This is a genomic window from Cyanobium sp. N5-Cardenillas, assembly GCF_024345515.1.
Taxonomy (GTDB): Bacteria; Cyanobacteriota; Cyanobacteriia; order PCC-6307; family Cyanobiaceae; genus Cyanobium.
Genome location: NZ_JAGQBG010000092.1, coordinates 1 through 11338, shown reverse-complemented (window position 1 = coordinate 11338; position 11338 = coordinate 1). Strand labels below are relative to the sequence as shown.

General features: G+C 68.2%; 11 protein-coding genes. 8 read left to right on the top strand and 3 right to left on the bottom strand.

The window, feature by feature from the left end:
• The 3 genes from KBZ04_RS08910 to KBZ04_RS08900 form a co-directional block, all read right to left on the bottom strand.
• A partial coding sequence (locus tag KBZ04_RS08910) for a DUF1269 domain-containing protein (protein ID WP_254991602.1) occupies window positions 1–480 on the bottom strand: 480 nt, incomplete at its 3' end.
• A gap of 68 nt (window positions 481–548) precedes the next feature.
• Complete coding sequence (locus KBZ04_RS08905) at window positions 549–1163, bottom strand: hypothetical protein (protein ID WP_254991601.1); 615 nt, start codon at window positions 1161–1163, stop codon at window positions 549–551.
• A 128-nt stretch (window positions 1164–1291) separates the two neighbouring features.
• Entirely contained in the window at window positions 1292–1834 is a 543-nt protein-coding gene (locus KBZ04_RS08900; RefSeq protein ID WP_254991600.1) for a SprT family zinc-dependent metalloprotease, read from the bottom strand.
• A gap of 61 nt (window positions 1835–1895) precedes the next feature.
• Between KBZ04_RS08900 and KBZ04_RS08895 the strand changes: the two genes are divergently transcribed.
• The 8 genes from KBZ04_RS08895 to KBZ04_RS08860 all read left to right on the top strand — a co-directional run.
• Window positions 1896–2318 (top strand): hypothetical protein, encoded by a 423-nt coding sequence (locus tag KBZ04_RS08895; RefSeq protein ID WP_254991599.1) that lies wholly within the window; start codon window positions 1896–1898, stop codon window positions 2316–2318.
• A gap of 3 nt (window positions 2319–2321) precedes the next feature.
• Entirely contained in the window at window positions 2322–4394 is a 2073-nt protein-coding gene (ligA, locus tag KBZ04_RS08890) for an NAD-dependent DNA ligase LigA (protein WP_254991598.1), read from the top strand.
• Window positions 4395–4430: 36 nt separating this feature from the next.
• Window positions 4431–5504, top strand: coding sequence for an endo-1,4-beta-xylanase (locus KBZ04_RS08885; protein WP_254991597.1), 1074 nt, complete (start codon window positions 4431–4433; stop codon window positions 5502–5504).
• Between the two features lie 122 nt (window positions 5505–5626).
• Window positions 5627–6898: an HlyD family secretion protein gene (locus KBZ04_RS08880; RefSeq protein WP_254991596.1), complete on the top strand. Its 1272-nt coding sequence runs from the start codon at window positions 5627–5629 to the stop codon at window positions 6896–6898.
• Window positions 6895–9081, top strand: coding sequence for a glycosyltransferase (locus KBZ04_RS08875; protein WP_254991595.1), 2187 nt, complete (start codon window positions 6895–6897; stop codon window positions 9079–9081). The genes KBZ04_RS08880 and KBZ04_RS08875 overlap by 4 nt, the downstream gene beginning before the upstream one ends.
• A gap of 81 nt (window positions 9082–9162) precedes the next feature.
• Window positions 9163–9570 (top strand): hypothetical protein, encoded by a 408-nt coding sequence (locus tag KBZ04_RS08870; protein WP_254991594.1) that lies wholly within the window; start codon window positions 9163–9165, stop codon window positions 9568–9570.
• 9 nt (window positions 9571–9579) lie between these two features.
• Window positions 9580–9957 (top strand): peptidylprolyl isomerase, encoded by a 378-nt coding sequence (locus KBZ04_RS08865; protein WP_254991592.1) that lies wholly within the window; start codon window positions 9580–9582, stop codon window positions 9955–9957.
• A partial coding sequence (locus KBZ04_RS08860; RefSeq protein WP_254991591.1) for a cyclic nucleotide-binding domain-containing protein occupies window positions 9954–11338 on the top strand: 1385 nt, incomplete at its 3' end. The genes KBZ04_RS08865 and KBZ04_RS08860, both read left to right, overlap by 4 nt.

Here is an 11338-nt window from a genome sequence, read left to right as displayed (position 1 = left end):
GAGCATCTGACGCAGCCGGTCCTCATCGGTATGGCTGAGGTTGGTGCGCAGCAGCTTGGCGTGGGGGGCGTGAATCCTCAGGCGCTCGATCAGCCGGTCGGGGGTGGCATCGCGCAGCAGCAGACAGAGGGCCGCACTGCCCGGGGGGAGGGTTTCTCCCACCTCGCGCATGAAGCCGTCATTGATGCCCAGATCGGACATGGAGCCTGACGCGGCCCCGAGACCCACCCCCACGGCGGCTCCGAGCAGGGGATTGAGGAACAGCAGGCCGACGAGGGCACCCCAGAAGCCACCGCCGAGGGCACCCGCCTTGGTGAGGTTGAGCGACTGGTGCAGACGCACCTTGCCGTCCGGCTCCGCCTCCACCACCACGGCATCCTCCAGGGCAATCAGTTCCTCCTTCTGGATCTCCACCAACTGGCGCCGGACCTGGTCCGCTTCCTCCATGGACGGAAACCCAACGACCACCAAGCTGCTCATGGCCGACATGCTTTCGATGACTGGCTATTCCTAACCCACTTCGGCCCGAAATGGCGGTGTCGAAGGGTTCAGGGGCGTCGACGGCTGGAGCGCGGCAGGGGCCGGCCTTCGACCGGTGGAACGGACGTCGGTTCCGGGGCAGCTGAACGTTCGGCACCCTCAGGACGCTGCCAGCGGGGCAGGGTGAAGCTGGCGTCATCGGGCCAGTCCCCATCGTCGTCGTCGGTGGTGGCGGGGCCCGTGCTGCGACGGGGTTCTGGGGCCGGCGGCTGGGACGGGGCCGATCCCGGCCGGCCGCGGCGAGACACCGCCTCCAGCCCCTGGCGGCGTGGACGGCCCGGAGCGGCGGGCTGCTGCTGGGGCGGCGGCTCAGGCGTGCTGCGTTCGGACTCCTGCCACGGTTCGCGCCAGTCGTCTCCGTCATCGAGCAGCCAGTCGAGGCGCCCCTCCACCCAGCGGCCGAGCTCGTCCATGCGGGGCCGCAGAGGGACGCGGCGGTCGGCGCCCCGCGTCGCCGGACGGCCGCCGGGGCGCGAGCCCGCCACCCCTTCGACGAACTGGCGCCCAGCCGTCACCCAGCGGTCAACCCGTTGATCCAGCGGGTCGATGCCGCCCCTTGGCCGCCGGGACTCGCGTTCTCGGGGATCCCGCTCGCGGCCGTAGCCCTGATCCGTCGTAGGCATCAGGGCATTTTAACGGCGCCGACCGGAGAGCCAGTGCTCCCGCCCCATCCCCACCAGGGCAATGGTGAAGCCACCCCATTCCAGGGTCCACAGAAACGTCGCCATCGGCCCCAACACCTGCGGCGAACCTAGGCGGTGGAGGGCTCGAACACCAGCAGACAGCTCGCATCCCAGCGCCCGCCATGGAGGCGCTCACAGCAGTGGCGGCAGGCCAGGCCCTGCCGGCGGCGCTGGTAGGGCGTGCGGCTGTCGCAGCGCGGGCAGCGGGCGATCCAGCGGCTGGCGGCCAGCGGCAGGGGGTAGCGGTGGCGCAGGCTCACCTGAAAGCCGTTCTCAACCTGGTTGATCGCCGCCATCCGGGCCCGGAACTGGGGCCCATGCACCTCCTGCACCGCCAGCACCCGGTCGACCCAGGCGTGGATCATCTCGTGGCAGAGGGTGCCCAGGGTGGCCTGCCGCGGCAACGGTTCCAGCAGGGGACGGGAGAGGACGATCTCGCAGAGGTCACGCCCGTCGATCAGACGCCCCCGCCGGTAAAGCCCGGCGGTGCGGGTGAGGCGGCCGTCGCTCCAGCGCACGTCCACCAGCGGCCTGTCGTCGCGGGTGAGCTGGCCGTCGAAGTGCTCACGGTTGAGCCGGTGAAACAGGGGCAGCAGCGGTTCCAGGGGCATCGGCCCATTCTGGTGGGGTCGTCCGTCAGACTCTGCAACGCTGCGAACGGATGGGATCACCATGGACTGGGGACTGGCCCGCGACATCGGCTCCAAGCTCCTGCTGGCGGGTGCCGGTGGCTTGCTTCTGTACTGGACCATCTCGGCGGTCCGGCTGGTGCTCAGCGCCCGGGGCATCAACCCGCTGATCAAGCAGTTCTTCACCCAGGTGGCCTCCGGCCAGGTGGACGGGGCCTATCTGCTCACCACCCGCAACTACCGCTCCCACGTCAACCGCCAGCAATTCATCCGTTTCCTGGCCGGGCTGCAGCTCAACAAGTACCGCAACCTCAAGTCCGGCCGGCCGCGGCTGCAGGAGGGCCAGGTGATCCTGACGGTCAAGCTCAAGACCGACGGCAAGGAGGAACTCCCCCTCGACTTCACCTTCGTGAAGGTGGAGGAGGCCTGGCGGGTGGATCGCATCACCAAGCTGGCCGCCGCCTGAGCCGTGGTCCAAGCCAGGGCAGAAGAACTGCGGCGCCTGCTGAACCGCGCCGCCCATGCCTACTACGTCCTTGATGCTCCGGTCATGGAGGATCCGGTCTATGACCGGCTCTACCGGGAGCTGGTGGGGCTCGAGCAGGCCGATCCGGAGCTGATCCGGCCCGACAGTCCCACCCGCCGGGTGGGGGGAGCCCCGGCCGAGGGCTTCACGAGCGTGGCCCACAGGGTTCCCCTGCTGAGCCTCGACAACGCCTTTTCCCATGAGGACCTGGACGTCTGGTACGGCCGCCTGCTGAAGGTGCTCGACCGGGAAGCCCCGGAGGGTTCCCCGGCGCCGGCCCTGCCGATGGTGGGCGAGCTCAAGATCGACGGCAACGCCCTGGCCCTGAGCTACGAGCAGGGGGTGCTGGTGCGGGCCGCCACCCGGGGGGATGGGGAGCGGGGCGAGGAGATCACCGCCAACGTGCGCACGATCCGCAGCGTGCCCCTGCGGCTCGACCTGGAGCCGCCACCGGCCTGGGTGGAGGTGCGCGGCGAGGCGTTCATCCCCGAGGCCACCTTCGCCGCCATCAACGCCGAGCGCGCCGAACGGGGCGAGGCCCCCTTCGCCAACCCGCGCAACGCGTGTGCCGGCACCCTGCGCCAGCTGGATCCGCAGGTGGTGGCCTCCCGTGGCCTGTCGTTCTTCGCCTATACCCTGCACCTGCCTGAAGTCTGGCAGGGCGGGCCCCGCAGCCAGTGGCAGGCCCTCGACTGGCTCAAGGCGGCAGGGTTCCGCGTCAATCCCCACCGCGCCCTCTGCCCCGACCTGGCGGCGGTGAAGGCCTTCTGCGACCACTGGGAGCAGGAGCGCCGCGGCCTTCCCTACGCCACCGATGGGGTGGTGGTGAAACTCGACGACCTGCGCCTGCAGGGGGAGGCGGGCTTCACCCAGAAGGCACCCCGCTGGGCGATCGCCCTCAAGTACGCCGCCGAGGAGGCCCCCAGCCGGCTGCTGCGCCTCACCTGCCAGGTGGGCCGCACGGGGGTCATCACGCCGGTGGCGGAGTTCGAGCCGGTGCCCCTGGCCGGCACCACCGTCAGCCGCGCCACCCTCCACAACGCCGACCGCCTGGCGGAGCTGGATCTCTGCGCCGGCGACACGATCGTGGTGCGCAAGGCCGGCGAGATCATCCCCGAGGTGGTGCGGGTGCTGAAGGAGCTGCGGCCGGCGGGCGCCCCCCGTCTGGAGCTGCCCCCCACCTGCCCGGAATGCGGCTCGGCGCTGGTGCGGGAGGAGGGCGAGGCCGCCACCCGCTGCGTCAACAACGGCTGCCCCGCCATCCTGCGGGGTTCCCTGCGCCACTGGGTGAGCAAGGGGGCCCTCGACGTGGACGGCCTGGGGATCAAGCTGATCGAGCAGCTGGTGGACCGTCGCCTGGTGGCGGCGATCCCCGACCTCTACCGCCTTGATGCCGCCCTACTGGCCAGCCTGGAGCGGATGGGGGAAACCTCCGCGGCCAAGCTGGTGGCCGCCCTGGAGGCCTCGAAGCAACAGCCCTGGCACCGCCAGCTCTATGGCCTCGGCATCCACCACGTGGGCGAGGTCAACGCCAAGGCCCTGGCCCGGGCCTTCCCCAGCGCCACCACGCTGGAAGCCGCCGCGCTGGCCGACGAAGCCGACGAGGCGCCGGATCGGCTCACGGCGGTCTTCGGCATCGGCGCCGAGATCGCCCAGTCCCTGCGGCAGTGGTTCGCGACCCCGGCCAACCGGTCGCTGCTGGAGCAGCTGGGGGCACAGGGCTTCTCCCTGGCAGCCGCGCCGGAGCCGGACGGGGGCGGGGGGCCGCCGGCGGCCACACCCCTGGCGGGGCTGACCTTCGTGCTCACCGGCACCCTGCCCACCCTGAGCCGCTCCGCCGCCCAGGCCCTGATCGAGGCCGCCGGGGGCAAGGTGAGCGGTTCGGTGAGCCGCAGGACCAGCCACGTGGTGGCCGGCGAGGAGGCCGGCAGCAAGCTCTCCAAGGCCCAGGCCCTGGGGGTCAGCGTGCTGGATGAGGACGGCCTGCGGGCGCTGCTGCGGACCGAACCGGTCTGAACGGTCAGAGTGGGATGGCACGTCTGCAGCGGGGCCATGCGTCGACGGCAACTGATGTTTCTGGCTGTCGTGGGGGCCCTCGGCTGGAGCGTGGCCCGGGCGCTGCCGCCGCCGGGCGCGTCGAAGACCCTGCAGGGCCTGGCGGCGGCGCGCGGCCTGCGCTGGGGCACCGCCGTCACGAACGCCCAACTGCAGAACCCCGACCTGCGCCGCCTGGTGACCAGCCAGAGCGGCCTGATCGTGCCCGAATCGGAGCTGAAGTGGGATGGGGTGGAGGCCGCGCCCGGGCGCTTCGATTTCAGCGCCCCGGACCGGCTGCTGGCCTTCGCCCGCGAACACGGGCTGGCAATGCGGGGCCACACCCTGCTGTGGCATGAGCAGTTGCCTGCCTGGGTCAGGGCGCTGCCGGCGGCGGAGCTGGACAAGGCCCTGGCGACCTACATCGGCACCGTGGTGGGGCATTACCGCGGCCAGCTGCCGTCGTGGGATGTGGTGAACGAGCCGATCGCCGACGACGGCACGGGCCTGCGCCGCACCCTCTGGCTGGAGCGGCTGGGACCCGACTACATCGCCCGCGCCTTGACCCTGGCCCACCAGGCCGATCCCAAGGCAGCCCTGGTGATCAACGAGTACGGGCTGGAGGGCGATGACGCCAAGACGGCACGCAAACGGCAGGCCTTCCTGAAGCTGTTGCGCCAGCTGCGCGATCGCGGCGTACCCCTGGACGCCGTGGGGCTCCAGGCCCATCTCTACGCCAATGGCAGCGGGCCCACCACCTTCCGCACCCTGCCCGCCTTTCTGCGCGAACTGGCGGCCCTGAATCTCGACATCTACGTGACCGAACTGGATGTGAACGACCGGGAACTGCCGGCGGCCATCCCGGAACGGGACCGCGACGTGGCGGCGGTCTACAGCGCGTTCCTGGCGGCGGTCCTGCCGGAACCCAGGCTGAGACTGATCACCAGCTGGGGATTGAGTGATCGCACCACCTGGTTGAATTCCTTCTTTCCAAGGGCCGATGGCCTGCCCCAACGGCCGCTGCCCTTCGACGAAAACAGCCAGGCCAAACCAGCAACAGCGGCTATAATGGCGGCCCTTAGTAAGCCCTGAACCAGCCAGATCGCAGGCAGAAAACAGCAAGTCGGCATCAGATTAACAATTCGCCGAAAGGGCTTACTCCCTGCTAAAAAAAGTTGTTCTGATAGAGTCAAATCTCACCATCCACCGCCGGAATGTCTTCATCTTCCGCTGGCGCGAACGACCCTGAGCCCACCGGAGGCCCCGGCCTGCTCCTTGACGCCCCCGCGACGGATGACGATGACGCGATTCCCAGCTCCCGCAGGGCAGATCTCACGATCCTGCTGATCTCGGGCGGGTTGCTGATCACGGCCCTGGCCATCGTGATCAACTTCTTCACCGCCCGCTCGCGCGATGCGGTCATCAATGCCACCCCGATCGTGCTCCGGAGTCCGGTCACCGGCATCCTGGAAAGCCTCACGGTGGGAACCGGTGTGGAGGTCCGCCCTGGCCAGACCCTGGCCATCGTGGCGAATCCAATGGCCACCCGTGACGCGCTCACCGACCTGGAAACCCAGCTGGAAACGGCCCGGGGCCGCCTGCAGGAACTGCGGACGCGCCGGGATCTCCGCAAGAAGCTCGTGGCCCAGCTCAGCCTCGACGCCAGACAGCAGCGCAGCCTGGAAATCTCCCGCGACCAGAACGAGCGGGACAACCTCGGCTTCGCGCTGGAGAGGGCCCGCAAGGAACTCGCTTTTGCCCAACGGGAAACCGTGCGGCAGGACGCGCTGTTCCGCACCGGCGCCGTCGCCGCCAACGTGGTCGATCGGGCCCGCACGACCGAAGAGCAGCGCGCCCGTGAGGTGCGGGGCCTTGAAGCCCAGGTGGCCGGGCAAGCGGCGGTTCTGCAGGCCTCCAAAAACGACCTGACCCTGCGCAACAACCGCAGCAACTCCGATCCGGTGGTGCGGCTTCAGGAGGCCACCATCGCCCTGGAGAATGCCGAAGGCGATGTGCGCACCCAGACGTTCCAGGTCAGCGGCCTGGAGCAGCAGGTGAACGTCGCCAGGAAGGAATGGCAGGAGCGCAGCCGCTCCCGGCTCGTCAGCCCCAGGAAGGCGGTGGTCTGGCAGCTGGGGGCCCAGCGGGGGGATTCCGTTGACGCGATGCAGACGGTGATCCAGATGATCGACTGCAGCCAACGCTGGCTGACGACCACGGTGGCGGAGAACGATCTGAACCGGATTCGCCTGGGCAGCAAGGCCAAGATCCAACTGGTGGGCAGCCGCGACAAACTGCGGGGCGAAGTGATCGGCATCCGCTCCGGCATCGGCCGAACCCAGCTGGGTGATGAAGCGCCCCAGCCCGTGCCGATCAATCTGGCCAGGGAAAGCGAAGTGAAGATCCGCATCCTCAACGATTTTCCCGCCCCTCCCGGGGAGTTCTGCTACGTGGGGTTCACGGCGAAGGTGAGCTTCCAGCGATGAAGTTCCTGCATTCGTTCTCGGATTCCAGCGGCAACACCCGCATCTCCCCCTGGGTCTGGATGGTGTTGCTGCTCTCCGGGGCGAGCCTGGTGATGGCGGTGCTGCTGGCCAATCTTCAGGTGTCCGTGGTGGCGATCGGCCTTCTCAATCCCCTGAGCTTCAGGGTCCTCCCCGAACTCTGGCAGGTGCAGGACGTCTGGATTGATGTGGTGCTGCCCCTGGCCCTGGCGGTGGGGATCTGCCTGGGGGTGAACCTGCTGCCCAGGCGTCCTGCCGCCTATCTGCTGGCCACCGTGTTGCTGACGCTGTTTGCCGCTCGGTATTTCATCTGGCGAGCCACCACCATCAACACGGCCCATCCGGTCAGCCTCTTCTTCAGCCTGGTGTTCTTTCTCTGCGAAGTCACGTATCTGCTGACGACTGCCCTGCAGTTCTATCCCTCCCTGAAGTATCGACCGCAGCAAAGGCGACGCCAGGCGGATCAACTGCTGGCCTGGGCGAAGGAACATGAGCCCAGCGTCGACATCTGGATTCCCACCTACAACGAATCCGAACGCCTGATTCGGCGTTGCATTCTGGCCTGCGGCAACATCCAGTATGCCAACAAGACGATCTATGTTCTCGATGATGGCCACCGACCCGCCATCGCCGCCCTGGCACAGGAACTCGGTGTCAAGTATCTGAGCCGGCCCGACAATCTGCACCGCAAGGCTGGCAACCTCAACTACGCCTTGGCCCACTCCCACGGCGATCTGATCGCCGTGTTTGATTGCGATTTCATCCCCTTCAGCCGCTTCCTCGATCGCACGGTCGGCTTCTTCAAAGATCCCAAGGTGGCCTTGGTGCAAACGCCCCAGCACTACTTCAATTCCGATTTCCACAATCGCAACCTTGGCCTGGACGTCCTCGTCCCCGACGACATGGATTACTTCTTCCATTACGTCCAGGTGATTCGCGATCCCTTCAATGCCGTGGTGTGCTGTGGCACCTCCTACCTGGCCAGACGATCGGCCCTCGAGGCCATCGGTGGCTATGTCACCCATTGCATTGTCGAAGACAACCAGACCGGCACCCGACTGCTCACCCGTGGCTGGCGCATGATCTATCTGGATGAAGTCCTGAGCCTGGGCGAAGTGCCCCGGACCTTCCGCGACTATCTCGAGCAACGGCTGCGCTGGATGCAGGGCAACATCCAGGTGTTCACCTCCCCCAAGGAGCTTCCGGTCTGGAAGACCCTGAATTTCTGGCAGAAGGTTTTTTATCTGAATCTGCTGCTCAGTCTGCTGACGCCCGTATTTCGAGCCGTTTATATCATTTTCCTCTTGCTTTCGATGCTGATCGGCTTCACCTTGATTGCCGCTCCTCCAGTGGAATACATGGCCTATGGCCTGCCCTTCGTGATCATGTTGTATTTCCTGCCCTCCTGGCAGACCAACGGGCACTACTTCCATTTCTGGACAGAAGTCTATGAGTCCCTGTTCTGCTTCCCAGCCTTGAAACGGATGTCCCAGCTTCTGTTCCGGCCGTTTCGATCCGTTGGCAGCCTGGTCACCAACAAGGACGTCAACAACCCCAGGCAGACCCTGGATCTGCGATTTGCCTGGCCGTTCCTCACCTACCTCTTCGTGTTTGTGGGTGTTCTGGTGCTGAACTACGGCCTGCCGCTCGTGGACATTCGCTGGTCGAGATCCGTGTTCGAGGGGGAGGGCCTGATGGTGGGCTGGAACCTCTACAACGGCATCCTGATGTTCATCTGCCTGCTCGCCTGCATCGACAAGCCGATTCGGCGTCAGGCCGACCGTTTCCCCCTGGAACTGGTGGCCTGCCTGGAGCTGGGGGGCAAGGAGTACTGGGGTGTCACCAACGATGTCTCCGAGCAGGGGGCCAGCCTGGTGCTCAACACCGCAGCGCCCAGGAGCGGCCTGACGGAGGGCCTGCTGCGGGTTCCCCAGTACCAGCTGGAGATGCCCGTGCGGCTGATGCGGTCCGGCCGGCTGCGGCAACTGCCCCTGCTGGGGTTGAACTTCGAGATGCCGGCCCGCGAGACGGAAGCGGCCCTGATCCAGCTGATCTACGGGGAAAACGCCTGGTTCCAGAAAGTGACCCGGGTGGGCAGCATCGAGGCCCTGTTCCTGCTTCTCGGCAGCGTCGTGCGCGCCGAACCGATCCTGCGCCGCTCCTGAGCTGCCGGCGTTGCACAACCGCCACCAATACATCTGGTTCGGCCGGTTCAGCCCCAGAATGCCTGCGTGAATGCCGTACCTGTGGCCGTCGCCCACTCCTTGGACCACGACATCAGCCTTGATCCGCCCGTGCGCCACTCCAGGCCGCCGGTGCTGGTGGAGGTCGAGCCGCTGCCTGAGATCCCAGGGGAGCTGCGGCGCCAGTTGGCCCGCCACCAGCTGTTGCTGCCCCTGCTGCGGCAGTCGGTGATCGCCAAAGCCGTGGCGGAGGTGGTCCTGACGGAGGAGGAGCGCCAGCAGGCCCAGCAGGCCTGGGGCGCCAGCCACGGCCTCCGCTCCGCCGACGACCTGAAGAACCACCTCCAGCGGCACGAACTGTCGGAGGCGGATGTGCTCTGGCAGGCGGAGCTCCCCACCAGGATCGAGCGCCACTGCCAGGAGCACTTCCTGCACCGGGCGGAACAGCGTTACCTTGCCCGCAAGAACTAGCTCGATCAGGTGATCTACAGCCTGCTGCGGGTGGAGGACGGGGCCCTGGCCCGGGAGCTCTACCTGCGCATCGCCGAGGGGGAAGCGGACTTCGCCGAACTGGCGGCCACCTACGCCAAGGGGCCCGAGCGCTCCACCCGCGGGGTGGTGGGTCCGGTGCCCTTGCTGCAGGCCCATCCCTCCCTGGCCGAACTGCTGCGCACGAGCCGTCCGGGCCAGCTCCATCCCCCCCTGCGCATCGATCGCTGGTGGCTGGTGGTACGGCTGGAAACACTGCGCTCGGCCAGCTTCGACGACGAGATGCAGAAACGGATGGCGCGGGAGCTGTTTGAGGAATGGGTGGATCAGGAAGTGGCCCTGCAGCTGCGGCCGGGGCAGGGGCGATGACCTCCACCGTGCCCGGCCGCACCGACTGGCTCACCCTGCCGCCCTTCGATGGCCTCTCGGCCGCCGGCCGGGAACGGTTGCTGGCGGAGGCCCACCCGTGTCGGTTCCGCGTCGGCGAAGACCTCAGCAGCGCCGGCAGCATCGGCGACCGCGTCCTTGTCCTGCACGAGGGTGAGGCGCGGCTGCTGGCGGAACGGGACGGCCGGCCGTTCACCCTGGAGCGGCTTGGACCCGGCGCCATCGTGGGGCTGGTGTCGCTGCTCCGGGCCGAGGGGATCGAGCCGGTCAGCGCCGCCTCCGACCTTCTGGCAACGGCGATTCCGGACGCCCTGATGCTCGAGCTGCTGCTGGCCGAGAAGGGGCTGCGTGAGTGGTGTGGCCGCCATCTCTGGACCGCCGAACTGCATCAGCTGCTGCTGCAGCGGGAGGGGGCCGCCGCGGGCCGCTTCGAACCGGCCCTCTGGCGCGAAAAGATTGAGCGCCTGCGCCTGCGGACCCGGGGCGTGCTGCCCACCGGTGACGGGCCGATCGCCCTGCAGGACGGCGAAGAGCTGCTCCTGGCCAGCGCCAACGTCCCCGATCGGGCCATCGGCTCGGTGCTGGCGGCGGCAGAGGCCCTGCCCCAGCCCCGTCCCCCCCTGCCCCTGCGGCTCCTGGCCCTGGCCCCCGCCCCCGCCGTGGCACCCAGCCCGGACAACACACAGGCAGCCCAGGCCATCGTCCCCACCGAGGCCGCCGGCCCGGCCCAGCCCAGCAGCCTCGATCTGGGCCAGGACCGGGCCGACCGCCACCTCACCCTGGTGCGGGGCAGCGGTCCGCTGGAGGAGACCCTGGCCTGTTTCCAGATGCTCGGCAAGCTGCTGGAGCTGCCCTACCGCCGTGACGCGGTCGACAAGATCCTGCGCGACAAGATGCGCCGCGGCCAGCCGCCCGATCTGCAGCTCTGCGGCCAGATCGCCGCCATGCTCGGCCTGCTGGTCACCGGTGCCAAGGTGCCGGCGGCGTCCGCCACCCGGCTGATCACCCCCTGCCTGGTGCCGTGGAAGGAGGGCTTCGCCATCGCCACCGCCAGCAACGCCGCCGGCCTGCGGCTGGCCTCCCCTGCTGAGGGCTGGGTGCAGCTGAGCCCGGCCCAGATCGCCGAGCAGTATCCGGAGGGGCTGGAGCTGCTGCTGCTGGAGCGCAGCATCGACACCCCGGAGCAGACCTTCGGTCCGGGCTGGTTCTGGCCGGCCCTGAAGCGCTACCGGGGCATGTTGCTCCAGGTGCTGCTGGCCTCCTTCGTGGTCCAGCTGTTCAGCCTGGCCAACCCCCTGCTGATCCAGGTGATCATCGACAAGGTGATCTCCCAGCGCAGCCTCGACACGCTGCAGATCCTGGG

Bases quoted from the DNA above. Each gene is read 5' to 3' on its own strand.
- KBZ04_RS08900 (WP_254991600.1), bottom strand. From the start codon at position 1,834: ATGCCCCTGGAACCGCTGCTGCCCCTGTTTCACCGGCTCAACCGTGAG.
- KBZ04_RS08895 (WP_254991599.1), top strand. From the start codon at position 1,896: ATGGACTGGGGACTGGCCCGCGACATCGGCTCCAAGCTCCTGCTGGCG.
- KBZ04_RS08880 (WP_254991596.1), top strand. From the start codon at position 5,627: ATGTCTTCATCTTCCGCTGGCGCGAACGACCCTGAGCCCACCGGAGGC.
- KBZ04_RS08875 (WP_254991595.1), top strand. From the start codon at position 6,895: ATGAAGTTCCTGCATTCGTTCTCGGATTCCAGCGGCAACACCCGCATC.
- KBZ04_RS08885 (WP_254991597.1), top strand. From the start codon at position 4,431: ATGCGTCGACGGCAACTGATGTTTCTGGCTGTCGTGGGGGCCCTCGGC.
- KBZ04_RS08905 (WP_254991601.1), bottom strand. From the start codon at position 1,163: ATGCCTACGACGGATCAGGGCTACGGCCGCGAGCGGGATCCCCGAGAA.